At 67.9% G+C, this 25,112-nt stretch carries 19 protein-coding genes; 2 read left to right on the top strand and 17 right to left on the bottom strand.

Annotated features, from left to right (window positions below):
• Nucleotides 1-3 precede the first annotated feature (3 nt).
• The 10 genes from ACVXZ4_RS05275 to ACVXZ4_RS05230 all read right to left on the bottom strand — a co-directional run bounded on the left by ACVXZ4_RS05275 (nt 4) and on the right by ACVXZ4_RS05230 (nt 10,749).
• On the bottom strand, nt 4-966 hold the full coding sequence (locus ACVXZ4_RS05275) for a Brp/Blh family beta-carotene 15,15'-dioxygenase (protein ID WP_461797190.1): 963 nt from the start codon (nt 964-966) through the stop codon (nt 4-6).
• Entirely contained in the window at nt 963-2,144 is a 1,182-nt protein-coding gene (locus ACVXZ4_RS05270) for a lycopene cyclase family protein (protein WP_461797189.1), read from the bottom strand. Before ACVXZ4_RS05270 ends, ACVXZ4_RS05275 begins: the two co-directional genes overlap by 4 nt.
• Before the next feature lie 68 nt (nt 2,145-2,212).
• Entirely contained in the window at nt 2,213-3,577 is a 1,365-nt protein-coding gene (locus ACVXZ4_RS05265; RefSeq protein ID WP_461797188.1) for an aminotransferase class III-fold pyridoxal phosphate-dependent enzyme, read from the bottom strand.
• A gap of 64 nt (nt 3,578-3,641) precedes the next feature.
• Nucleotides 3,642-4,790, bottom strand: coding sequence for an ABC transporter substrate-binding protein (locus ACVXZ4_RS05260; protein WP_461797187.1), 1,149 nt, complete (start codon nt 4,788-4,790; stop codon nt 3,642-3,644).
• A 66-nt stretch (nt 4,791-4,856) separates the two neighbouring features.
• On the bottom strand, nt 4,857-5,627 hold the full coding sequence (locus ACVXZ4_RS05255; protein WP_461797186.1) for an ABC transporter permease: 771 nt from the start codon (nt 5,625-5,627) through the stop codon (nt 4,857-4,859).
• Nucleotides 5,624-6,430, bottom strand: a complete 807-nt coding sequence (locus tag ACVXZ4_RS05250; protein WP_461797185.1) for an ABC transporter ATP-binding protein — start codon at nt 6,428-6,430, stop codon at nt 5,624-5,626. The genes ACVXZ4_RS05255 and ACVXZ4_RS05250 overlap by 4 nt, the downstream gene beginning before the upstream one ends.
• A complete protein-coding gene (locus tag ACVXZ4_RS05245; RefSeq protein WP_461797184.1) occupies nt 6,427-7,332 on the bottom strand; it encodes an ABC transporter permease in 906 nt (301 codons plus the stop codon). Before ACVXZ4_RS05245 ends, ACVXZ4_RS05250 begins: the two co-directional genes overlap by 4 nt.
• Nucleotides 7,329-8,345 (bottom strand): TIGR03842 family LLM class F420-dependent oxidoreductase, encoded by a 1,017-nt coding sequence (locus ACVXZ4_RS05240; protein ID WP_461797183.1) that lies wholly within the window; start codon nt 8,343-8,345, stop codon nt 7,329-7,331. The genes ACVXZ4_RS05245 and ACVXZ4_RS05240 overlap by 4 nt, the downstream gene beginning before the upstream one ends.
• Nucleotides 8,346-8,450: 105 nt before the next feature.
• Nucleotides 8,451-9,890, bottom strand: a complete 1,440-nt coding sequence (gene hydA, locus ACVXZ4_RS05235) for a dihydropyrimidinase (protein ID WP_461797182.1) — start codon at nt 9,888-9,890, stop codon at nt 8,451-8,453.
• Nucleotides 9,891-9,900: 10 nt separating this feature from the next.
• A complete protein-coding gene (locus ACVXZ4_RS05230) occupies nt 9,901-10,749 on the bottom strand; it encodes a nitrilase-related carbon-nitrogen hydrolase (protein ID WP_461797181.1) in 849 nt (282 codons plus the stop codon).
• A gap of 144 nt (nt 10,750-10,893) precedes the next feature.
• Here ACVXZ4_RS05230 and ACVXZ4_RS05225 point away from each other — a divergent pair, with 144 nt between their 5' ends.
• Nucleotides 10,894-12,219 (top strand): aminotransferase class I/II-fold pyridoxal phosphate-dependent enzyme, encoded by a 1,326-nt coding sequence (locus ACVXZ4_RS05225; protein ID WP_461797180.1) that lies wholly within the window; start codon nt 10,894-10,896, stop codon nt 12,217-12,219.
• Between the two features lie 167 nt (nt 12,220-12,386).
• On the opposite strand, the gene ACVXZ4_RS05220 is transcribed toward ACVXZ4_RS05225, so the two are convergent.
• The 6 genes from ACVXZ4_RS05220 to ACVXZ4_RS05195 form a co-directional block, all read right to left on the bottom strand.
• The gene (locus ACVXZ4_RS05220; protein ID WP_461797179.1) at nt 12,387-13,625 is read right to left on the bottom strand and encodes an MFS transporter; all 1,239 of its coding nucleotides are present in this window, start codon (nt 13,623-13,625) and stop codon (nt 12,387-12,389) included.
• On the bottom strand, nt 13,622-14,233 hold the full coding sequence (locus ACVXZ4_RS05215) for an ArsR/SmtB family transcription factor (protein WP_461797178.1): 612 nt from the start codon (nt 14,231-14,233) through the stop codon (nt 13,622-13,624). The genes ACVXZ4_RS05220 and ACVXZ4_RS05215 overlap by 4 nt, the downstream gene beginning before the upstream one ends.
• 416 nt (nt 14,234-14,649) lie before the next feature.
• Nucleotides 14,650-16,059: an APC family permease gene (locus tag ACVXZ4_RS05210; RefSeq protein WP_461797177.1), complete on the bottom strand. Its 1,410-nt coding sequence runs from the start codon at nt 16,057-16,059 to the stop codon at nt 14,650-14,652.
• 268 nt (nt 16,060-16,327) lie between these two features.
• A complete protein-coding gene (locus ACVXZ4_RS05205; protein WP_461797176.1) occupies nt 16,328-18,661 on the bottom strand; it encodes a transglutaminase family protein in 2,334 nt (777 codons plus the stop codon).
• Nucleotides 18,648-19,922, bottom strand: a complete 1,275-nt coding sequence (locus ACVXZ4_RS05200; protein ID WP_461797175.1) for a DUF58 domain-containing protein — start codon at nt 19,920-19,922, stop codon at nt 18,648-18,650. Before ACVXZ4_RS05200 ends, ACVXZ4_RS05205 begins: the two co-directional genes overlap by 14 nt.
• A gap of 158 nt (nt 19,923-20,080) precedes the next feature.
• Nucleotides 20,081-21,109 (bottom strand): AAA family ATPase, encoded by a 1,029-nt coding sequence (locus tag ACVXZ4_RS05195; protein ID WP_461797174.1) that lies wholly within the window; start codon nt 21,107-21,109, stop codon nt 20,081-20,083.
• A 142-nt stretch (nt 21,110-21,251) separates the two neighbouring features.
• Between ACVXZ4_RS05195 and cofD the strand changes: the two genes are divergently transcribed.
• Nucleotides 21,252-22,253 carry a 2-phospho-L-lactate transferase gene (gene cofD / locus ACVXZ4_RS05190; protein WP_461797173.1) on the top strand — a complete coding sequence of 334 codons (1,002 nt, stop codon included), beginning with the start codon at nt 21,252-21,254 and terminating at the stop codon, nt 22,251-22,253.
• Nucleotides 22,254-22,278: 25 nt separating this feature from the next.
• Here the strand turns inward: cofD and ACVXZ4_RS05185 are convergent, their stop codons facing one another.
• Nucleotides 22,279-24,936, bottom strand: a complete 2,658-nt coding sequence (locus tag ACVXZ4_RS05185) for a family 78 glycoside hydrolase catalytic domain (protein WP_461797172.1) — start codon at nt 24,934-24,936, stop codon at nt 22,279-22,281.
• Nucleotides 24,937-25,112: the final 176 nt, after the last annotated feature.

Below are 25,112 nucleotides of genomic sequence, written 5' to 3'. Positions count from 1 at the left end.
AGTTTACGCGCGCGCCCGCGCTGGGCCGCTATCGCCCGCTGTGCTCTGCGCGAACCGTCGCCCTCGCACCTCCCCCACCGCGATCACCAACATGTGCGGCACCGTGAGGGCCGCGAGCCCGATGAAGACGAGCCTGATGATCCAGCCGTCCCCGAGCGGTCCGCCCGGAGCGAAGTCCCGGGCGAACATCGCAGTGAGGATGCCGACGGCTGCGATCGGCACCACCGTGTAGACCACCGTGATCAGCACTGCCAGCCTCCCGCTTCCGCGCTCCTCGGCGAATCCGTGCCGCAGGTGCCTGGCGCTGTGCAGGGCACAGAAGTAGAGGGCGAAGAAGACGAGTGGCGGCGCGAGGATGGCCAGTGTCATCGCGAGAAGGATCTCGAGGGCATCGGTGGGCCGCCGGCGCAGCGCGAGGGCGGCCCCGACCACCATCGCGAGGATGGCGACCGGCCCGAGCCACGCCTGCACGTCGGCCACGACCCCTCCTCCTGGTCCCGCCAGGGTGCGATAGATCCCCGCGACCTCGTCGTGATGAGCGAAGGCCGGCAGGGTGAGCAGGCCGATCCCGGTGAGGGAGCGGATCACGACACTTCGTCCGCCGTTCCAGTCGGCACCGAAATGGATGCCCGACACCAGCAGAAAGCCGACGAGGCTCGCGACCGGCGCGAGCAGCCAGACGGCAACCACCAGCGCGACGACGCCGAGGTAGCCGAGGTTGAATCCGGCGAAGCCGAGAGGGGTGCGCCAGAGGCCGGCCCGGCGGGCGATCAGGGGATCGAGCGCCCCATGCGGCAGCCCGAGCGTTGCCACCAGTACACCGAGCACCGCGGCCTGGACCGCGAGCGGCGGAGCGGGCATCCGCAGTGCGAAGAAGAGCACGGCAAAGACCGCGACCAGCGTGAAGAGGACGGTCTCGAACGACGGCCGCCTCCGTCCCGCAAGAGCAGACGCTACCCCGTTCACACTCGCACCGGCGCTGGAGTCGCTGTCACCGGGGTCGGCGCAAGCTGCCGCAGGAACGGCACGGTGGGCAGGCTCGCGATCAGGCTGGCGTAGTCGGTGAGGCGCGCGGCATCGCTCAGGAACCGCACGAGCCCCGCCGGCGGCACTCCGCGGGCGAGCGCAAGGAAGTACTCCGGCGTGCGGTCGAGATCGGCGCGCACGGCCTGGAGGAAGATACGGTCCATCGATCGCCTCAGCCAGGGTTCGGGCGGATGCCCGACGGGCGGCTCGCCCCGGTGCATCCGTTCCGCGCATTCCCGCGCCCATCGCTGGATGCGCAGGAAACCGTAGCCGGATGCCGCCCGCAGGGCACCACCCGAGTTGCCGGCGAACACGACGCCGCGAGGCGCGTCGGGCAGATCGCCCGGCGCACCCATGGGAAGGACGCCGCCTTCCCGCCGGATCACGCGGGCACCGGACAGCCCGAGGCGCGCGAGCTCGGCATCCAACTCGGCGGACAGGGACTGCGAAGGCACGGGCGTCGCACTGAAGCGCGTCCATTCCACCAGCGCGCGGGTGCGGCCGAGCGGCAGCGTGTAACGAAAGTGCACTCCGACCTCGTCCGTCGCCATCGCATCCATCAATCCGACCTCACCGTGGTCGAAGGGCAGCGGATGCTCGCTCTCGATCTCGACGCCACTGAAGCTCTGGTAGAGCAGCGCCGACATCACCCGCGGGCGCGTGTCGACCACATTCCGGGCCAGGATGCTGCCGCGATCGGTCTCCACTCGGATGAGCGCGCCCGGCCCGCTCCCGAGAGACACCAGCCCGGTCGCATGCACCCCCGAATGCACGGTGATGTCGGCCGACGCGTCGATCCGTTCCCTCGCGCGCGCGTAGAAATCGCTGCCGCGCACGTACTGGTAACTCAGGCCCGGGACGCGGTGGTGCACGGCCGGGCCGGTTGCACCAGAGAATCTCCAGCCATCCCAACGGTGCGAGACCAATTCGGACAGGTCGTGCCGCTCCGGGCGCCAGAAGCACCAACTGCGGTCGTCCTGGTACTCGGTGCGCGGCTCGATGACGTGCACCGAGGGGCGATCGAGCGAGCGAGCGAGCCTCGCCGCGAGGGAGAGTCCCGCGCAGCCGCCCCCGAGAATCACCAGGTCGGTGTCGGCCACCGCAGCGAGACTCGTCATAGTTAAGAAACTAAGCTATCTAACTCGCCCTCCCGGCCACTCTCGGGGTACGCACAGCTACCGCAGACTCAGGCCGACTCCACCGCCGTGAACGCCTCGTCGTAGATCGCCAGGGCGCGCGCGACCTCGTCAGGAGTGACCACGCAGGGCGGCACCACGTGGATGCGGTTGTCGGCCGAAAAAGGGAACAGCCCCCGCGACATCAGCTCGGACTTCAGCTGCGCGATCACCGCCCCGGAGACCGGGTCGCGCGTCTCCGGATCGTCGACGAGGTCCAGTGCCCAGAACACGCCGAGACCGCGAACCTCACCGATCATCGGATGCTTCGCCGCGAGCTCCGCGAGACCGGGCGCGAGGTGGTCGGTGCCGATGACGCGGGCGTTGTCGACGATGCCCTCCTCATCCATGGCATCGATCGCGCCGACGATGGACGCCATGGCGAGAGGATGCCCGGAATAGGTGAGTCCACCGGGGAACACGACGTCCTCGAAGGCATTCGCGATCGCCTCGGAGATGATCACCCCGCCGGCCGGCACGTAACCGGAGTTGACGCCCTTGGCGAAGGTGATGAGGTCGGGCTTCCAATCACCCTCGGCGGCGGAGAAGCCCTGCCACGCAAACCACTCGCCGGTGCGGCCGAAGCCCGACATGACCTCGTCCATGATCAGCAGGATGCCGTACTTGTCGGCGAGGGCACGAACGCCGGCGAGGTATCCGGGCGGGGGCACCAGCACGCCGGCCGTTCCGGGCACGCCCTCGAGGATGATCGCCGCGATCGAGGCCTGGCCCTCCGACTGGATCACTCGCTCGAGGTGGTGCAGCGCGCGTGCGCCCTCCTCCTCCGGCGAGCTCGCCCAGAACTCCGAACGGTAGAGGAACGGCCCGAAAAAGTGCACGTGCCCGCGCGAGAACTCGTTGGGCACCCGGCGCCAGTCGCCGGTGGCCACCACGGCCGCACCGGTGTTGCCGTGATACGAGCGGTACTGGGAGAGGATCTTGTCCCGCCCGGTCACGAGCCGCGCCATCCGCATGGCGTTCTCGTTGGCATCCGCACCGCCGTTGGTGAAGAAGATCTTGCTGAACGGGCGACCGGCCTTTGCGAGGATGCGCTTGGCTGCCTGCCCCCTCGCGAGGTTGGCATGAGCCGGGGCGACCATCGTGAGAAGGTCGGCCTGCGCCTTGATGGCCTCGATCACCTTCGGATGCTGGTGGCCGATGTTCATGTTGACCAGCTGGCTCGAGAAGTCGAGGTAGTGCTTGCCCTCGTAGTCCCAGATGGTGGAGGCGAGACCGCCGGCCATCACGAAGGGTTGCAGCGCCCCCTGTGCCGACCAGGAGTGGAAGACGTGCGAGCGATCGAGGTCGTAGGCGACGGCGCCGTCGGCCGGGTCGAATGGAGTCGCGGTGACGGTGGTGGGGTCGAGCGTGGTCATGTGGTGCCTTCGGTCGGTGGTGCGGGGGCCGCCGTAACGGCCCCCGCACCGGGTGGATCAGATACTACTTGCCACCCTCTTTGAGAGTGACGGTGAGAGGGGCGAAGCTGCTGCCCGTCGTGTCGACACCCTCCGCCTTGAGCTCGGCGAGCGCCTTCTTCACATAGGTGTTGGAGTAGGCGGTCTTCGGCGGTGTCGCCGTGATGATCGTCGAGCCCGTGTCGTTCTTGGTGCCCTTGGCGATCTTCACGGTGTTGTCCCATGACTTGGTGTCGATGATGCCGATGCCGCCGTCCTTCGACGGCCAGATCAGCTTGTTGACCTCGTTGGTCATCCAGAGCTGGTGGCTGGTGCCGAGGGTGGAGCCCGCGGCCGTCACGATGTCGGCCGACTTCTCGGGGTTGTCACGCACGTAGATCCAGCCCTTGATCGACGCCTTGATGAACTTGACCGTCTCGGACTGGTAGGCCTTGTCGTCGGCCAGCTTGCCGGCATCCGCCCAGATCGCGTCCTGGAGCATGGCGGTGCCGTCGTCGTTCCAGTTGATCACGTTGAGGTCATCGGCGGTGTAGAGCTTTCCGGTGGCCGGGTTGACGGTCTCGAGCACCTGGGCGTACTCGTTGTAGGTCATCGCCTGTGCCGCATCGATGTCGCCGGCGAGGAAGCCCTTCATGTCGAAGGCCTGCTGCACGAGCTTGATGCCGGAGGTGGTGTCGATGCCCGCGTCCTGCATACCGGCGAAGAGCTCCCACTCGTTTCCGTAGCCCCAGCTGCCCACCTTCTTCCCCTTGAGGTCGGCGGGCTTGGTGATGTCCTTATTCTTGAACGAGATCTGTGTGGTGCCGCTGCGCTCGAAGATCTGCGCGACGTCGGTGACGTTGACGCCCTGCTCGATCGAGCCGAGCACCTTCGGTACCCAGGAGATCGCGTAGTCGGCCTCGCCCGCGGCGACGGACTTGATCGGCACCGTGTCGGCGCCCGCCTCCTTGATCGTCACGTCGAGGCCCTCGTCCTTGTAATAGCCCTGGGCGACTGCCGCGTAATAGCCCGCGAACTGCGCCTGGGCGACCCACTGCAGTTGCAGGGTCACGGGGGTGAGGGCACCGGCGCTGCTGGCGGCCTTGGGGGTGCTGCTGCTGCAGCCGCTGAGCGCGAGCGTGCTCGCTGCGGCGACTCCGATGATTCCGAGAACAATTCTTCTGCTGTGTTTCATTGTTACTTCCTCCTTGGTGGTCACTCTGGGGGCGGTCATTCCGCTGGCGGCCGGGGCCGCCAGACGTCAGGCGGGAGAGTGCCTCGTTGCAAATTTCTCCAGGGCAAGGGTGAGCAGGTAGAACACGAGTCCGAGGGCGATCGCGCCGAGCACGAAGGCGTAGGCGAGGGCGTAGTTGCTGTAGGACGCGGCCGAGGTGATCGACTTGCCGAGGCCGTCGACGGGGCCGCCGAAGTACTCCGCGATCAGGGCGGAGATCACGGCGAGGGATGATGCGATCCGCAGTCCGGTGAAGAGGAACGGCGTCGCACCGGGCAGTGTCACCGTGCGGGTCGCTTGCCAGGAGCTCGCCGCGTAGGCGCGCATCAGGTCGCGATGAACGGGTCGCACCTGACGGAGTCCCCGCAGTGTGTTGACATACACCGGGATGAAGACCGCGAGAGCCGCGATCAGCTGACGGCCGGTCTCCGCTCCCGCGCCGAACATCGTGTAGAGCACCGGCGCGAGCGCGACGATCGGCACGACGGCGAGCGCGGTCACGACGGGCAGCGTGATCTCGTCGAATACCCGGACGAGCGCCGAGACGATGGCGAACAGGATGCCCAGCACGGCCCCGAGAAGCAGGCCGACGAGAGCGTTGAAACCGGTGACCCGAGTTCCCGACCAGATCGTGCCGAAGGCCCGGGTGAACTGGTCCCCTATCGCGGTGGGGCTCGGCAGAACATAGGGCTTGATCGCGAAGCCCACCACGGCAAGCTGCCAGAGGGCGAGCACGACGACACCGAGGATCACCGGCGCGAGGATGGTGCGCAGGCGCCCCGCGCCGATCGCCCTCATCGCGTCTCCACGCCGCGCACCTCGGCGGTCGGCGCCCCGTGCAGCGCTTCCCTCACCGCACTGACCGCGGCGAAGAATCCGGATGCCTCGCGCAGCCCGTCGTCGCGATTGCCCGCGCTGCCGAGTCCCACCGGCACGATCTCGCGGATTCGCCCGGGGCGAGGGGACATGACCACCACGCGGTCGGAGAGGAACACCGCCTCCGGAATCGAGTGGGTCACGAATACGACCGCGGCGCCGGTCTCGGCACAGAGGCGCACCAGTTCGTCCTGCATCCGCTCGCGCGTCATCTCGTCGAGGGCGCCGAAAGGCTCATCCATGAGCAGCAGCTCGGGGCTCTCGGCCAGCGACCGGGCGATCGCCACCCGCTGCTGCATTCCGCCGGAGAGCTGGTCGGGGTAGCGGTCGGCAAAGTCGGCGAGTCCCACGAGGCCGAGCAGCTCGACGGCCCGCGCTCGTCGGGCGGCCTTGCCGACGCCATGGAGTTCGAGCGGCAATTCGATGTTGCCGGTGACGGTGCGCCAGGGCAGCAGTCCGGCCTGCTGGAAGGCGATGCCGTAGTCCTGGTCGATCCGAGCCTGCCGCGCAGACTTGCCGAAGACCTCGATGCTGCCGGCGGTCGGCTGGTCGAGATCGGCGATCAGGCGGAGCAGGGTGGACTTGCCGCATCCGCTCGGGCCGATGAGGGAGACGAATTCCCCCGGCGCCACGGTGAGGTCGATCGCCTCGAGGGCGACGACCTGCTGGCCGCGCGCGAGGGGGAAGATCTTGGATGCCCCGTTGACGGTGACTGCGTCGCTCATGCTGGTGCCTCTCCCCGACGATACTTGCGAAGGCCGAGCCCGATGGCGGCCACGAGTCCGGCGGCAATCAGGCCGATCGCCACGGCGCCGAAGATCGGAGCCCAGGGTTTGCCCGGGTCGCCGCTCGAGGCCGAGGCGTACTCGATCATCATGCGGCCGACCCCACCGCGCAGGCCGATCGACACCTCAGCCACCACCGTTCCGATGACGGCGTTGGCGGCGGCGAGCCGCAGCGCCGGCAGCAGGTACGGGATGCTCGCAGGGATCCGCAGGGTGACGAGGGTCTTCCACCACCCGACGGCATAGGTGCGCATGAGTTCCACGTGCGCGGTGTCCGGCGATTCGAGGCCACGGAGTGCTCCGACCGACACCGGGAAGAAGGCGAGGTACGACGCGATCAGGGCGACCGACATCCAGTCCTGCCAGCGCGATTCGCCGAACCGCACCTGCGCTCCGATGCCCGCCACCAGCGGGGCCAGCGCGATGAGCGGCACCGTCTGGCTCAGCACTACCCACGGGAGCAGCGCCGATTCGGCGGTGCGGAAGCGCTGCATCAGGATGGCGAGAAGCAGTCCGACGACCACTCCGATCAGCCAGCCCACCGTCGCGATGCCGAGCGTGAACCCGGCCGCCTGCACCACGGCACTCCACAGGGCTGGCGAACCGGGCGCCGAGGTCACCGGCTCGAACAGCCGGGTCAACATAGTGACGAGGTGCGGCATCGCGAGGTCGTTGGAGCGTGGGAGAACCGTCAACCCATTGACGACGAAGCCGTTGACCGGACCAAGCGCCTTGTAGGCCTCCCAGATCACTCCGAGGAGCACCACGCCGAGCACGCCGAGCAGGATGGGGCGCCCCCGGGTCCCGGCCCGCCCGGGCCTGCGCAGCGTGAGGAGACTCATACCTTGGCCGTGATGTGGTCGCGCATCGCGGGGATCACCGTCTCGCCGTAGACCCGGAGAGTTTCTTCCTTGTTGTCGTGCTGCAGGTAGCCGGCGAACTGGTCGACCCCGAGCTCCTTGAGTGCGGTGAGCTTCTCGACGTGCTGTTCCGCGGTGCCGAGCAGGCAGAACCGGTCCACGATCTCGTCCGGCACGAATTCGGCGTGCGAGTTGCCGGCGCGTCCGTGCTCGTTGTAGTCGTAGCCCTCTCGCCCCTTGATGTAGTCGGTGAGCGCCTTCGGCACGGCCGAACCCTCGCCGTACTTGGCCACGATGTCGGCCACGTGGTTGCCCACCATGCCGCCGAACCAGCGATTCTGGTTGCGCATGTGATCCCAGTCGCTGCCGATATACATCGGGGCGGCCACACAGAACTTGATCGACATCGGATCGCGACCCACGTTCTCTGCGGCGGCCCGCACCGTCGAGATCATCCACTCCGCGACATCCAGGTCGGCCATCTGCAGGATGAAGCCGTCGCCGACCTCGCCGGTGAGCTTCAGCGCGAGCGGGCCGTAGGCCGCAACCCAGACCTCGAGCTCACTTCCGACACTCCACGGGAACTGCAGCTGCGCCCCGTTGTACTCGACCGAGCGCGAGTTCGCGAGTTCGCGGATCACGTGGATCGACTCGCGGAGGGTCTTCAGCGTGGTGGGCGCCCCGTTGGTCACCCGCACGGCAGAGTCGCCACGCCCGATGCCGCAGATGGTGCGGTTGCCGTACATCTCGTTGAGGGTGGCGTAGAGGGATGCCGTCACCGTCCAGTCCCGGGTGGCCGGATTCGTCACCATCGGGCCGACCTTGATGCGGTGCGTCTCGGCGAGGATCTGGCTGTAGATCACATACGGCTCCTGCCAGAGCAGGTGGGAGTCGAAGGTCCAGGCGTAGTCGAACCCGTGCTGCTCGGCGAGCTTGGCCAGGTACACCGTGCGCGAGGCCGGCGGGTTGGTCTGGAGTACTGCTCCGAATTCCATGTGGCTCTTTCTGTCAATGCCGCTGGTCGAGTGGGCCGCCTCTGCTGGTCGAGTTGGCCGCCTGCGGCCGTGTCGCGACCTCGGCCGGTCTCGACGAGCAGGGGGTCAAATCAGGTATTGCGAGAGACCGCGTTTGAAGTACTTGCCGTCGCCTTTCGCACCCACGTACTGGTTATCGTCGATGATGACTTTGCCGCGGGAGATCACCGTGTCGACGTGGCCGTCGATCTCGAAGCCCTCCCAGGCGCTGTAGTCCATGTTCATGTGGTGCGAGCGGCCCTCACCGATGCCGATCGAGGTGTGGCCGTTCGGGTCGTAGATCACGACATCTCCGTCTGCTCCGGGCTGGATGACGCCCTTCTTGCCATACATGCCGAACATGCGCGCCGGGGTGGTGGAGGTCACTTCGACCCAGCGCTCGAGCGAGATCTGCTTGTCGACGACGCCCTGGTAGAGCAGGTCCATTCGGTGCTCGACCGAGCCGATGCCGTTCGGGATCTTGGAGAAGTCGCCCAACCCCATGTCCTTCTGACCCTTCATGCAGAACGGGCAGTGATCGGTGGAGACCATCTGGATGTCATTGGTGCGCAGGGACTGCCACATGTGGTGCTGGTGGCCCTCCTCGCGTGACCGCAGGGGTGTCGAGCAGACCCACTTGGCCCCCTCGAACGATCCCCACTCCTCACTTGATGCACCCAGCTGCTCCTCGAGCGAGAGGTAGAGGTACTGCGGGCAGGTCTCGCCGAACACGTTCTGGCCGCGATCCCGGGCCGTGGCTATCTGCTCCACCGCCTGCTTGGCACTCACGTGAACGACGTAGAGCGGAGCCCCCGTGAGGTTCGCGAGCATGATCGCGCGGTGGGTCGCCTCCTCCTCTGCCTGCCACGGTCGAGTGGTGCCATGGAAGTACGGCGAGGTGTTGCCGGCGGCGACGGCCTGCTGCACGAGCAGGTCGATCACACTGCCGTTCTCCGCGTGCATCATGATCATCGAGCCGTTGGAGGCTGCCTTCTGCATGGCCTTGGTGATCTGCCCGTCGTCGCTGAGGAAGACACCCTTGTAGGCCATGAAGAGCTTGAAGCTGGAGACCCCCTCAGTGAGCAGCTCGTCCATCGCGACGAGCGAGGAATCCTGCACGTCGGAGAGGATCTGGTGGAACCCGTAGTCGATCGCGCACTGCCCGGCGGCCTTGGCCTGCCACAGGTTGTACTGGTCGATCACGTTTTCGCCGGCGTACTGCACCACGAAGTCCACGATGGAGGTCGTGCCTCCCCAGGCCGCCGCCCGTGTGCCGGTCTCGAAGGTGTCCGACGCGAAGGTGCCACCGAAGGGCATCTCCATGTGGGTGTGCGCGTCGATGCCGCCCGGAATCACATACTTGCCGCGCGCGTCGATCACCGTGTCGACGTTGGCGGCGATGTCGAAGCCGAGCAGTTGCGACCCGGGGGCCAGGACTGCGGCGATGGTCTCGCCGTCGATGAGCACGTCGGCGAGGGCCGTGCCGGTCGAGTTGACGACCGTGCCGTTGGTGATGAGGGTCTTCACGTCGGCGCTCCTACGGCTTCGGGATGCTCGTGTACGACTCCGGACGGCGATCGCGGTAGAACTGCCAGTTGTCGCGCACCGTCCGGATCATGTCCATGTCGAGGTCGCGGATCACGATCTCCTCGTGCTCACCGCTGCCGTACCCGCCGATGATGTTGCCCTGGGGGTCGACGAACTGGCTGTTTCCGTAGAACGTGACGGCGAGATCCCCGTACTCGTTGTCTTCGCGGCCGACCCGGTTGGGTGCGGCGACGAAGTAGCCATTGGCCCCCGCAGCGGCGGGCTGCTCGATCTCCCAGAGACGGTTCGAGAGGCCCGGCTTGGTGGCGTTGGGGTTGAAGACGATCTGCGCCCCATTGAGGCCGAGCTCGCGCCATCCCTCCGGGAAGTGGCGGTCGTAGCAGATGTACACGCCGATCGGCCCGACGGCCGTGTTGAAGACCGGATACCCGAGGTTGCCGGGGCGGAAGTAGAACTTCTCCCAGAATTTGTCGAGGTGGGGGATGTGGTGCTTGCGGTATTTACCGAGGATCGTGCCGTCGGCATCCACCACTACGGCGGTGTTGTAGTAGACCCCCGGCATGTCCTCTTCGTAGATGGGAAGCACCATCACGAGGTTGAGTTCCTTGGCGAGAGCCGCGAAGCGCTGCACGATCGGGCCGTCGGCCGGCTCGGCGTAGGCGTAGTACTTGGCGTCTTCGGTGATGCCGAAGTACGGACCGTAGAAGAGCTCCTGGAAACAGATGACCTGGGCGCCATCGGCCGCCGCGTCACGAGCGAATTGCTCATGCTTGGCGATCATCGACTCCTTGTCGCCGGTCCACGTGGTCTGGGTGATCGCTGCGCGTACGACAGTCAATTGGGCCTCTTTCGCCGAGCTGTATGTCTGAAGGGTTTTGTTATTGTGCGCCGTAAACATTTCCCTTATGTTTCTGTCTATGACGTTGGCGTAAACATAGGGCCGATTCGAATCCAGATCAATCATTGACAGCGGAGGCTCGGTGTGAGGCCCATCGCCCTGGCCGTCGAGGAAGCCACTCCGCACGGCATCGCGGCCACCGTCGCGCGGTTGATCACGTCCGGTGATCTCGCGCCCGGCGACCGCCTCCCGACGGTGCGGGAACTCGCGCTCGACCTCGGGGTGAGCCCGGCGACGGTGAGTCATGCCTGGCAGGCACTCTCGGGCGTCGGACTCATCGTCTCGCGAGGGCGCAGCGGGAGCTTCGTGATGGCGACCCCGCGCAAGTGGCTGCCGCCGCGATTCCAGGGCCTCGCCGGTCAACTCGAGGCCACGCGCCTCGACCTCTCGAGCGGTACCCCCGATCCCCAGCTGCTGCCCGCGCTCGGTCCCGCCCTCTCCCGAGTGGCGGAGCGCGCGGGCACTGCGAGCTACCTCGACCAGCCGGTCATCCCGGAACTCGAGGCCGTGCTCCGCTCGAGCTGGCCGTACGAGGTCGAGGCCATCACGGTGGTGGATGGCGCCCTCGATGCGCTCTCCCGGGCGATGGAGACCGTGATCCGGTTCGGTGACCGCGTGGTCGTGGAGGACCCCGGATTCCCGCCGATGTTCGACCTGCTCGAACACTTCGGGGCCATCCGGGTGCCCGTCGGGCTCGACGAGGACGGCATGCGACCCGACCTGCTCGAAGCGGCGCTCACCCTGCGACCGACCGCGATCCTGCTGCAGCCCCGGGCGCAGAACCCCACCGGGCGATCGCTCACGAAAGCCCGCGCGGAGGAGCTCGCCCGCGTCATCCGTCGCAGCCGTCACGCAAGCGATGCGATCGTGATCGAAGACGACCACTCCGGTGAGATCGCCGTCTCGCGCGACGTGAGCCTCGGCATCTGGCTGCCCAGGCAGGTGCTGCACATCCGCAGTTTCTCCAAGTCGCACGGTCCCGATCTACGCATCGCTGCCATCGGCGGGCCGACCGAGATCATCGAACCGCTCGTGGCCCGCCGCATCCTCGGTCCGGGTTGGACCTCGCGCATGCTGCAGACGATCCTCTACGACCTGCTCACCGATTCCACCTCGATCTCCGAGGTGAACGACGCCCGGCGCATCTACCGCTCCCGGCAGCGGCGTCTCTCGGAGGCGCTCGCGGCCCACGGGGTGACACTGCCGCCTTCCGACGGCATCAACACGTGGCTCGAGGTCGCGGATGAGCGGTCCGCCATCGTGCAGCTGGCCGCGGCGGGCATCCGGGTGGCCAGCGGTACCCCCTTCGAGGCGAGCACGAGCGGCAGCTTCGTGCGGGTGACCGCCGGACAGGTGCGCAGCGACTTCGACTCGATCGCGGAGCACCTCGCAACGGCTGCGCGCGCCTGAGCGGGTGCCCGCGTCCGCGGCGCCCTTCCGCTGAGCCGTGTTGCCACCGCGCCCACGGTGGACTCTGCTGCCTTTCGTCGACTCCGCGGCTGAAAGTTCGGCAGCACGGACAACGAACGGCAGCAGAGTCGCATCGTGGAACCACCGCCGGCGCGGGCAGCGGGCGACTAGATCACGGCGGGCGCCACCCGCGGGACGCGCAGGAACACCAGTGCGAGCACCCCGCACGCCAGGTAGAGGGCCGCCTGGGTGTCCAGAATCGGCAGCACCCCGACGCGATCCGCCAGAACGCCAGCCGCCACCAGCCCGACCCCCTGGGCCGCGAGGCCCAGGGTGCCCATCGTCGCGACGACCCGTCCGATCGAGCCGGAAGGGGTGATCCCCTGCACGAGCGTGATGGTGCCGGCCGTCGTCGCGATCGCAGGGATCCCCATCGCCACGAAGAGCGCGACGTAGACCACCACGACCGTGCTCACCGGGGCGAAGTTCCAGGTGACCAGCGCGATCGCCCCGAAGACCAGAAACCCCCAGCCGATGAGCGTCCGAGTGCTCAGGCGACGGATGAGAAGGCCGACCACCAGCCCGCCGAGGATGCCGCCGATCGCCTGGACCCCGCGCAGGAGACCCACCTCGGTATCGTTCGCGCCGAGGATTCGCACGACGAACACCACGAACAGCACCAGGAAGACACCCTGGGCGAGCGCGGCAAGGCACTCGATCACAAGCACGACACCGAGCGGCGGAGTTGCGCGGATCGTCGAGAAGCCGGCGGCGAGATCCTTGCGGAATCGCACGGCCGGTCCAGGTTCCTGATGTGGCGCATCATCGACGCGGGCGAGGAACAGGAGCGCCGCGCTCACGAGGTAGCTCGCGACATCCATCACCACCACGCCCCCGAGGCCGAGAGTGGCGAACACGATTCCCCCGAGCGGCGACCCCACCAGCCGAGCGAGGTTATCGCTCACTGCGATCAGCGAATTCGCGGGCCCGAGCTGCATAGCGGGCACCAGTCGTGGCAACAACGCCTGCCGGGCGGGCTGAAGGCCGGCGGCGAGCCCCGCCTGCACGGCCGCGACGAGGTACACGATCCACAGACGGTCGGGCGAGGCGAGGAGCAGCGGAAGCAGCGCGAGACCCTGGGCCAGGTTGAGCGCGATCATCGTTCGGCGGTGGTCGAAGCGATCGACCAGCACCCCGAGGATCGGCCCGAAGACGAGCACCGGCAACAGCTCGGCGATGAAGACGGTGGATGCGCCGAGCGCCGAACCCGTCGCCGCGAAGACGTAGAGCGGAAGCGCGATCATCAGCAGCCAGTCCCCCGTGTCGGAGACGAGGCTGCTTGACCAGACCAGCGCGAAGTCCCGCTCGCGCAGCGGCGAGCGCACCCGGGGCGATGCGGTGGTCATCGACCGGCATCCGGATGACGGAATGCGTCGATCTGCGCGTAGACGACCTCGCTGCCGGCCGGGGCATCCTCCCGCGTGAGCCCGATGTACGGACGGATGAGCGCGTCGAGCTTGTGCCCGAGCGAGCGGAGCTCCGCCGCGGTCATCCGCAGCGCGTAGGAGTTGCCGGATGCCGCATCCCGCCATTCCGCCGGGATCTGCTGCTGCAGGGCGAGTGCTTTCTTCTGCAGTCGGGCTCCGTCGTCGATCTGCGCCTCGGTGATCAACCTCTCCACGGCTTTGGTCGCGGGATCGGCCTCGTCGAGCGCGCGGAAATCGAACCCGGTGGCCGCGCTGCGCCACGGTCGCTCACGCCCATCGGTCGACGTGAGCGACTCGACCAGATCGTGGCGTGCCAGCGATCGCAGGTGATAGCTACAGTTGGAGGCTGTCGAGCCGACGACCTCGGCGCACTCGCTCGCGGTCTGGGCGCCGAAAGCCATCAGGTGGTTGAGGATGGCGAGTCGCAGGGGGTGGGCGAGCGCTCGCAGCGCGCGGGCATCCGTCACGGATCGCCGGTTCTCCGATCGCGGAGCCGCAATTTCAGACGGACCTAATTCGAAAGACATGTTTCAGATCATATCGAAGAGCATGGCACTCCCTGTCGGAGAAAGTCGGCGCAGGATCACTGGGATAGGGCGGCGGCCCTGATGCGGCCACCCGGTCGCGTAATCGTGCCGGTATCCGTCAGCTGTGCGCCCGGACGGCTTGCCGCACAGCTGACGAATGGCCGCGCGGTCGCCCGGCTGGCGCCACGCGCGGAACTCTGCTGGCATTCGTGGACTCCGAGCCGAAAAGTTCGACAGCACAGTCAACGAACGGCAGCAGTGTCGATCGCCCGCGCAACTATCGGGCGCAGAGTCGATCTCCAGCGCGACTATCGGGCGCAGGGTCAACTGCGCTCTGCAGAGTCGCGCCGCGAAACCGGAGCCGCCGGATCACCGGGATCCCGCGGCGGCCCCGCCCCGCTACGGCCCCGCCTCTTCTATTCCCGCGACCGCAGCAACTCCGCGACATGGATCGCATCACCGGACGGCGCATCCGACTTGCGATCCGGTCGGGCGATGAACAGGTAGAGCAGTCCGACGCCCATCACGATGGCGAGTCCGATGAGCACGATCCAGTCGTTGAGGAACACCCCGGATCGACCGGGCACCGCGAGCAGCACCATGGCGAACAGCCCGTACGCGAGCGCAACGACGTTCACCGCAAACCCCGCACGTCCCAGGCTGAACGGCCCGGCCGGACGCCAGCCCTTGATCCGCTGCCGCAGCGAGGCGAGCACCACAGCCTGGAAAGCGACGTAGATGCCGAGCACGGCGAACGAGGTGATCTGAGTGAGCAGGCCGTCCGGTCCCACGAAGATGATCAGGCAGAGAATCACCGGGATGGTGCACGCCACGATCAACGCGTTGGTCGGCACCTTGCTTCGCGGCGAGACCCTGGCGAGCCAGCGGTGCCCGGGGATCATGCCGTCCCGCGCGAAGGAGAACAGCAGCCGACTCGCCGCCGCCTGGAGGCTCAGAACACAGGAGAGGAATGCGGTGATGGCGACGAGCAGGAATATCTTCGCGCCGACATCCCCGAGCGACGCCTGAAGGATCGCCGGGATCGGGTCGGCGTCCTTGCCGTCGACAATCGCCTGAAGGTCGGGTGCGGCCATCACATAGCCGCCGAAGGCGAACAACGATGAGACACCGCCGACCAGGATGGTCAGGATCATGGCGAGGGGGATGCGCCGGGCCGGGTCCGCGACCTCCTCCGCGACGTCGCCGCAGGCTTCGAAGCCGTAGAACAGGAACAGGCCGGCGAGCGCCGCACCGAGGAAGGCTCCGGCGTAGGAGCCGTTGCCCTCGACTCCCATCGAATTGAAGAAGACGCTGAATTCCTGGTGGCGCTGGAAGATCAGCAGGTAGAGCCCGACCGCGATGACTCCGATCAGTTCGGCTGCGAGACCGATTCGGGCGACCCGGCCGAGGGTCTTCGTTCCGGTGAAATTGAGTCCGAGCGCGACGATGAGGAACAGCACGGTGAGGCCGAGGGTCACCGTCTTTGTCACCGGAAGCCCCACGAGGCTCGCGAGGAAACCACTGCCGAATTCGGCAACGGCGGTGATGGTCACGATCATCGCCCAGATGTAGACCCAGGCCGACATCCAGGCATAGCGGCGACCCCAGAGCCGGCGGGTCCAGGGGTAGATTCCGCCGTGGATCGGGTATTGCGAGACGACTTCGCCGAAGACGAGAGCCACCAGCAGCTGCCCACCTCCCACGATCAGGAGCCAGAAGATGGAGGGCGGACCACCGGTGGAGACGGCGAGCGCGAACAGCGAGTAGACGCCGACGAGCGGAGAGAGGTAGGTGAAACCGAGGGCGAAATTCGCCCAGAGGGTCATCGATCGATTGAAGGTGTCTTCGTAGCCCAGTACAGCGAGATGTTCGCTGTCGGAGCGTTCGGGCGATGGAGACGGAGACGGAGACGAGGACGAATCAGCAGGCATTGTGACCTTCCAACCTTGTCCGTGAACTGTCGTGATCGGCATTGATCGCGACTATCTCAGCGGGTGAGACACAATCTAGTGGGCCGCGTCACGCGCGAGGCGGCGCCGTTGACGGTGATTCGCCGGCCACACCGAAGGGGTGGATCCGCTCCCGAACGGTCCCTCAGTCGCGAGAGCGCTGCCCCCGCGACATCCACGCGATGACGGATGCCGGAACCAGGGCGGCCCGCGCGCGCCGACCGCGACCGGCCGCGGCCCTGAGATCACTGAGCACCCGCCGCACATCGGGCGCGAGCGATGCCGACATGGTCAGGACCCCTGCCGCGCGATCCGCACCGGAGTTGCTGGCATAGCTCTCGCGCTCCACCGCTGCCCGCACCCGGTCGATCGGTGCGCGGTCCGCCCCGCCGATCGAGACTGCCAACCTGTCGGCGGTGTCACGGGCGGTGGCGGTGTCGGGCACGTCGATCGCGAGGTCGGTCGCGGTGTCGAGGATCTCGCGCCATCCCGTGAGCGCCGAACCACCGCGAGCAAGACCCCGCAGCCGCCGGCGGCGCACCAGCAGGCGGATCGCGGCGGGCACGATGCCGAGGATCGCGGCGACGACGAGCGCGATGACGAGCCAGATCCCGGTGCCGATCGAGGCGGCCCGGCTCGCACCGGTGGTCGCCTGCGTCGTCTGCTCCGGAGCTAGCGGCGCTGCTGACGACGAGGGCTTGGCCGTCGCGCTGTCCGAGGGGGTCGGCGTTGCGGTGTTGATCGGGGTCGGCACGTCCGGCGATGCGGCGTCCGCGTAGGCGGGCACCTCACCCCGCCCGACGGTGGGCTCGAACCGCGTCCAGCCGATGCCTTCGAAGTAGAGTTCCGGCCAGGCGTGGAGGTTGTGCGAAGTCACCGTGAACGCGGTGCGTCCATTGACCTGCTCGGGCAGCTGCGTACCGGGAAGGAAGCCGACGGCGATGCGGGAGGGGATGCCGAGACTGCGTGCCATCACCGCCATAGCCGACGCGAAGTGGATGCAGTATCCCTCTTTCGCCTTGAGGAAGGCGGCGATCACCGTCATCCCCGTGCCGTCGTAACCCTGGTCTACTGGTGCGGTCTCGGAGTATTGGAAGTCCCCGTCGCGAAAGAACTCTTGCAGCAGGAGCGCCTTCTCATAGTTGCTCGCGGCTCCCCCGGCGACCCTGTCGGCGGTCTCGGCGATGATCTTCGGCATGGCCGGTGGCAGGGCGAGGAAGCGCTCGAACCCTGCCGGCACGGTGGTGCCCGCGCTTGCGAGCTGCGCCGGAGTCGGGTCGATGATGAGGCTCATGGCCCGGTAGGTCTGGTTGCGGGCGTCACGGTTGGGGCTCTTGACGGCGAGGCCGTCGGAATCCCAATACCAGTCGCCGTCGAGACCTCCGACGCTCGATGTGGGATAGGGAAGGGGCAGCCAGGGGCTGGTCAACGCGTCGACGGACACGAAGACCTCGTCCTCCTTTGTGGCGACGTCGGCCGACAGTCCGGGAGGTGCCCCGATCGCATCCGTGGTATTCCCCGGGCGCTGACGGAACGCATCGGGCGCCCAGTTGGAGCCGCTGAAGTTCTGAAGGCTCACGAGACGCAGGTACTGGGCCGTTCCCGACTCGCTGCTGTATTCGAGCACGGTGTGCTCCACGTCCTGCCGCAGGTTCTCACCGAGGGAGAGCACCGGGTTCACCCCGGAGCTGAAGCCGGTGCCGTTGGTGTTCTGCGCCGGATTGACCTCGGGAAGCAGCAGCGGCGCGACGAGGGCGCCGACCACCACCACCGACGAGAGCCCGACAGCGAGGGCGGTCTGTCGCCGCGGGGCGTTGGCGCGCAGGAGGAGCAGGTATCCGATCGCGGCGAGCACGAACACGATCGGATCGGTGATATCGATCGAGACGATGCTCGGCACCGCGAGCAAGACCAGCAGCGGCACCCCGGCAAGTGCCGGCGTGCGGAGGGTGTTGGCCAGGAAGTCGGCCAGGATCGTCAGGGCCCCCACCCCGAGGCAGAGCAGGAACATGATGGATGGCACCGCCACCGCAGGAAGGGACTGCCGGGCGATCGAGAAATTGGCAGCCTGAACGATCTGCTGGAAGGCATCCCACGACTGGGTCGTCGGAATGACCCCGAGGATCGCGGTGGAGGGCACGAACACCACGGTCACGGCCAGAACGAGCACGATCACCGAGACCACGGGAGGAAGCAGGCGGCGGTAGGCAACGGCCCCGACCGCGCCTGGCGGCACGGGAGCGATCCGGCGCCCGACCGCCGCCGTGCCGAGCAACAAAGCGCAGAGGAGTGCGAGCTGGAACCACCAGGAGGCACCCTCGAGGATCACGTGCAGACCGGCGATCGTCACCAGCAGTGCGAGGAGGAGAGCTCCGCTCGTGCGCAGTTCGGCGGACCGCGCCCGGCCCGCAACCGGGCGCGCAGACGGGGCGCCAATTGCCGGAGGCGCCGGTCGCGTCGCCAGGTCAGGGCCGGCCATCCTCGCCCTCCGGCTCGAAGTGTGCCCCGGCTCGTTCGGCCAGGAGCGCCGGTCCGGCCTGCAGCGCCCCCAGAGCGACCCAGGCGTTCTCCACCGGGTCGTCGACCTCCACGGTCACGCACAACCAGCCGGCTTCGGTGAGCGTGCGCGCGAGGGCGAGCTGACGTGGGGCCACGAGGAAGGCCACCGCAAGGTCGAAGGCGTGGCGCTGGGAACCGAGGCGTTCTACGGTCGCGGAGTCGGCATCCGAGAGGATCGCGAAGACAGACCCCTGCGACCGGTCCGGTCGTTGCACCCCGCGCAACAGCGACAGCTCCTCCGGGTGTCCGGCACTGAGGGCGACCGAGGCGAGGCTCTCGAGGAATTCATCCGGATGCTCGAGAGAGGCGAGTTGGGCCGGGGCCGTCTCGATAACCTGCACGAGGAATCCGTTGCGGGCGAGGTGCACGCCGAGCGACGCGGTGAACGTGACCGCCCATTCGAATGCCTCACTCTGCGGCGAGTCGACCTCGTCGGGCGGGGCGACGTCCCGGTAGTTGGAGAGGCGGGTGTCGAGCAGGATGCGTGCCTCGGCATGGCTGCGTTGCTCCTCCTGGCGCACCATCAGCTGTCCGGCATGCGCCGAGGCGCGCCAGTGCACCCGCCGAAGCGCGTCGCCGCGCCGGTATTCCCGGGTCATCAGGTCGTCTTCGCCACCGAGTGCCCGGCGTTGCATCATGCGCGTCGGGCCTTCGTCCGCCGAGATCGAGACGACGCCGTCGGCGAGCGGGATGATCTCCGGGGTCACGGTGAGGGTCTCGGAGGCCCCGGCGACCAGCGCACCGTCGGCCAGGCCGAACGGGTCTGCGAAATCGACCAGCATGGGACCCACCTCGAACACGCCCCTCGTGGGTGGTGTCACCTCGTAGCGGAAGAGGGCGCTCGACCCCCGGCCGGCGAAGCGCGGTCCGTTCGGCAGCAGGGCAGGCAGTCGCGCCGGTTCCGTGGCGTAGGGATGCCACGGCCAGGAATCCCGCCAGTTCGCTTCTGTCGAGCTCGATGGGGCGAGATTGCCGACGCGCACATCGGCCATGGTCGGATGCCCGACGCTCACCACCGCCGGGGAGAAGGAGCGCCGCACCGACAGCCGCATCCGCCGCAGCCTCACGAAGGCGAGTGCGAGGAGCGGCAGGAGAGCGAGGAACGAACCGAGGTAGAGAAGCTCACGGCGCCCGAGCCAGTAAGACGCGGGGATCACGACGGCCCCGATCACGAGGAGCACCCATCCGCGCCGCGTGAGGCGAGCGATTCGGCGCGCCCGGGCCGGGCGCCCGGCGGTGTTCGCCGCTGTCGCGAGTGCGCGCGCTGCGCTCCTTGATGCGATGGTGGATCGCGCCGACGCTCGCGTCGGCCGACCTCGTGCGGGAGGCACGGCCCCGGTCAGGCCGGACCCACGGCGCCGAGAGGCACGGGGGTCGCTGCGACGATTCGGGAGATGATGTCGGAGACCGCGCCGGTGGCGAACGGGTTGCCGTTTCCGGACACCCGGTTGGTGGGGATGAGCCGGTGTCCCATCACGGGGATGGCGAGCGCGTCGATGTCATCCGGAAGCACGAATTCGCGGCCATCGAGTGCTGCCCGCGCCTTGGCTGCTCGCACCAGCTGCAGTGTCGCGCGTGGACTCGCTCCGAGCCGCAGGTCGCGGTCGCGCCGGGTGGCCTGCGAGATGCTCACCGCATACTGCTCGACGGCCCAGGAGACGAAGACGCTGCGGACTGTCGCGATCATCGCGATCAGTTGAACGGTGCTGACTACGGGCTGGAGGTCGGTGAGCGGGCTGGCCGACTCGCGCGTGCGCAGCATGGCCAGCTCGGCCGCCTCATCTGGATACCCCATCGAGATGCGCGCCATGAACCGGTCGCGCTGCGCTTCCGGGAGCGGGTAGGTGCCCTCCATCTCGACCGGGTTCTGCGTGGCGATGACGGTGAAGGGCGAGGCGAGGAGGCTCGTGCTGCCGTCCACAGTCACCTGGCCCTCCTCCATGCTCTCGAGCAGGGCGCTCTGGGTCTTCGGGCTCGCGCGGTTGATCTCGTCGCCGATCACGATGTTGGCGAAGATCGGACCGGGCTTGAATTCAAACTCTCTCTCCACCTGGTTGTAGATCGAGACCCCCGTGATGTCGGAGGGCAGCAGGTCGGGAGTGAACTGGATGCGGTTGACCGTGCAGTCGACGGACTTCGCCAGGGCGCGGGCGAGCATCGTCTTACCGACCCCGGGCACGTCTTCGATGAGCAGGTGACCCTCGGCGAGCAGCACGGTGAGCGCGGTGAGCACAGCCTCTCGCTTGCCGTCGATCACCGTCTCGATGCTGCGGATGATCTCGGAGGAGTTGCGGTAGAAGTCATCGAGGCGCATCGCTGGCTCGGTGCTGTTGCTGCTCAGGTCGTTGCTGGTTTCGTTGCTGGTCATGGGGTCCGCCCGCTGTTCGCCATATCTTTCGCGAGTCTGCCAGACCGCTGATGACAATCAGTCGCTATGTAGCGAATACTCAGTCAGCATCGACCCGGCCCTCAGGCGCCGACTCCCACCCGGTCGGGTTAGCGTTGGCACCGTGAAAATTACCGTACTCTCCGGCGGAGTCGGTGGCGCCCGTTTTCTTCGCGGGCTTCGTCACCATCTTCGCGAATCCCAGCCCGATGGCTCCGGTGGTACCACCGCCGAGATCACCGCGGTGGTCAACACCGGCGACGACATGTGGTTGGACAGCCTGCGCATCACGCCGGACCTCGATTCGATCATGTACACGCTCGCGGGAGCCAACGACGAGGTCCGCGGCTGGGGCCGGATCGGCGAGACCGAGCGGGTGAGTGCCGAGCTGCAGGCGTACGGGGTCGGCTGGCCGTGGTTCACGCTCGGCGATCTCGACCTTGGCACGCACATCGCCCGCACCCACTTCCTCCGGTCCGGCCTCTCCCTCACCGAGGCGACCGAGCGGATCACCGGTCGCTGGAACCTCGGGGTCACTCTTCGGCCAGTCACAGACGACGAGGTGGAGACGCAGGTGATCACCGACGAGGGAAGCATGCACTTCCAGGAATGGTGGACAAGGCACCGCGCGTCATTGCCCGCTCGACGCTTCGTGCAGCAGGGCCGGGATTCGGCGAGCGCGGCTCCCGGCGTGCTGGAGACGATCGCGGACGCCGACGTGGTCCTGCTCGCCCCCTCGAACCCGGTGGTGTCGATCGGCACCATCCTGGGCATCCCGGGGGTTCGGGAGGCCGTGGTCGCGGCATCCGCTCCCGTCGTGGGAGTCTCCCCGATCATCCACGGGGCAGTGGTGCGGGGTATGGCCGACGCCTGCCTCACCGCCATCGGTGTGGAGACCTCCGCAGAGGCTGTCGCGCGTCACTACGGTGGCCGCGGCGACGGCGGACTGCTCGACGGCTGGCTCGTGGATGAAACGGATGCGGCCATCGTGGGCGCCCTCGAACCGCGGATCGCCGCCGCCGCCGTGCCGCTCTGGATGCGCGACCTGACGTCGAGCGCTCAGGTCGCCGCCGACGCGCTCGGCCTCGCGGTCGACCTCGCCGATCGAACGGCCCGCTCGACCTAGAAGGCGGGCTGGGCGTCCACAGGCGTCACGCGTCGACGAGCACCCGGCAGGTCTCAATGGTCCAGGTTCCGTGGGTCACAGCCATCACGAAATACCCCGCCTCCATCAGGAGGTCACCGGGGGCCGTCGTCGTCGCTGCGTGCCCGGGCAACCGCGGGATGCGGATGCTCGCGGTCGATCCGACCGGTATCGCCACGGTCACCGTGAGGGTGTCGGCGGCACGCAACCAGGCAACGGAAGTGTCGCCGAAGCGGCTGTGATGGGTGGCCCCGGCGCTCTCGACGCCGTCGAGGAGCACCGGCGCGACCACCACCTGTTGCCAGCCGATCGAGCCGGTCGCCTGACGGAGCCCGGCGACGTCACCCACCAGCCAGTCCCCGATTGCCCCGAGCATGAAGTGGTTGGCGGAATTGGGGTGGTCGCGGTTGTCCCAGGACTCGGCGAGGGCGGTCAGGTCGCTGTCGATCATCTGCCCGTAGCCCGGATTCTCGGTCTGGCGCACCAGGGAGCCGATCAGCTCGTGCTGCCCGTCGCCAGCCAGCACCCGCAAGAGCGACGGCAGGGCGACCTCACCCACGGTGAAGTAGCCGTCGCGCCGGAGGAGGGCGAGCAGGCGGGCCGTGGCCGCGCGCGCAGTCTCTCCTGCGACGAGCCCCAGGTCGATCGCGAGGGCGTACGACCCCTGGCTGTCGCTGCCGCAGGAACCGGTGCGGGCGTCGACGAAGCGGGATTCGAGCAGCGAGCGATGGTCGCGCGCCAGGGTCGCGAAGCGGGCGGCCCCCCCGGGCTCACCGCGAACTTCCGCGATCCTCACGGCCGTCTCGAGGGCGCGGATATAGCCGTAGCCGGCCACGAGAGCCCGCGGTGTCGAGTCGTCGAGCGTGATCCAGTCCCCGAGACCGTGGTCGGCCAGCAACCCGCCATCGGCTTCCACGGCGAGGTAGTCGAGATAGCGGACGCCCGCCTCCCAGGCCCGAGCGAGGGTGCGCGCGTCCCCGTACTCCTGATACAAGCGCCAGGGGATCTCGAGCACCGCCCCACCCCAGTTCACATCGGAGCGGAAGCCGCCCTCGAAGACCGTCAGCTCCGGCGCGATGTCGGGGATCATCCCCTCCACCGTCTGGGCGTCGAGGATGTTCGTCACCACGTCCTGGAAATGCGCCCGCACATCGAACAGGTGGGACAGCGGACCGAAGACGAGGTGCAGCTGCTCGAGCCAGCCCAGCTTCTCGCGATGGGGGCAGTCCGTCGGCATCGTGAAGAGATTGGACTTCACGGCACGCCCGATGAGATCGTGCAGCCGTTTCAATCCGGCGTCGCTGGAGTCGAAGGTTCCAGCGGGGGCGTCGTCGACGTGAAGAACCGTGACGTGGGCCTGCAGCGCGTCCGGCGAAGCGATCGCGGGCGGCCCGGAGATCTCGAGGTAGCGGAAGCCGTGATAGCAGAACTCCGGATGCCACGACCGGTCCCCGGCGGCGCCCACCGTGTACCGGTCGAAGATCGGCGACCCCCCGGTGGACTGGTCGACGTGACCGTGCGCTCCCACGAGCTCCGATGGCCGGAGCACCAGGACCGAGCCCTCCGGTACGGCGTCGGAGACAGACAGCCGGGGCCAGCCGGCGATATTGCTCCCGAAGTCCAGGAGGACGCTCGCCGAGTCTGCGGTGCTCTCGATGATCGCGACCGACACCGCGGCGATCGTCTCCTGCGCCGTCACCGGGGGTGAGCTTCGCCACCACGGATCCGGACCATGCTCCACCGACTCCACGACGGCCACTTCGGTCCACCCGGCATCGGGATCGGTGCCGACGGTCGCGGATCCGTCGAAGTCCTCCCCGCCGTACCAGTGGGTCAGCACCGTCGCCGTGGATTTTGCCCGCCAGTCCTCGTCGCTCGCGATCACCTGTCGGGTGCCGTCTGCATACTCGATCTCAAGCTGCGCGAGTGCCGCCGGTGCCTTCGAACGCCCGGTGAACTTGCTGTAGCGGCCGGCGATCGGCCGCACATGGGAACTGCCCTCACCCAGGCGCAGGGTGAGACCGTGCGACCCCACTTCTAGCCGGTCGGTGACGTCCAGGGCTCGGGCGGCGACCCGACGCCGGAAATCGCTGCTGCCCGGCTCGAGCACGGCGGAGTCCACCGGTGCGCCATCGATCTCCGCGACGTAGACGCCGAGTCCCGAGACATACAACCGCGCGCTCGCCACCGGCCGGTCGATGGCGAAGGTCGTTCCCACGATCGGTGCCGCAGTGGGCGGCTCGGCCAGGGTCCAGAGGGGATGCGTCACCCAGCTCGCGGTCCAGTCGTCGGTGGCGAGGAGGCCGAGCTCCGCGAACGCGACCTCGCTCCATGAGGCCACCGCATCCTGCAGCACCGGCCGCACCCGCCAGGCGAGCCGATCGCGGCTACGGAGGCAGGTTCCCGCATAGACGACGGCGTGTTGCGTCGACAGCACGTCCCCGGTGTCCCACAGCAGCGCGGTGTCCCCAGGGAGAGCCGTGTCCCCGGCGAGCTCGGCCGCGCTCCGGGCGACCTGCACCCGATAGCCGAGCACGACCTCGCCGGCGGCGGCCTCGATCTCCCAGCTCAGTAGCGGATCCGTGCGTCCGACTCCGAAGGGAGACACCAGCCCTTCGGTGAGAAGTCGACCCGCGCGGGTCGGGGACAGCGACGAATCCGTCACGTAAACCTCCGATGAATATACTGGTGCGAGCCGCCGGGTCGTTCTGCTTCACCTCGCCGATGAGGAGGTTTCCGCGGTCTTTGGGGCCGCGACGGTAGACTGACTATAGCAATTCCGTCATTGCCGTGCTCGGTGATGTCGTCCGCCTCCTCGACGATTGCAACCCGATGACCCGC

This window comes from Lacisediminihabitans sp. FW035, from assembly GCF_054880895.1.
The sequence above is the reverse complement of the archived record's forward strand: the minus strand, read 5'-3'. Positions and strand labels throughout refer to the sequence as shown.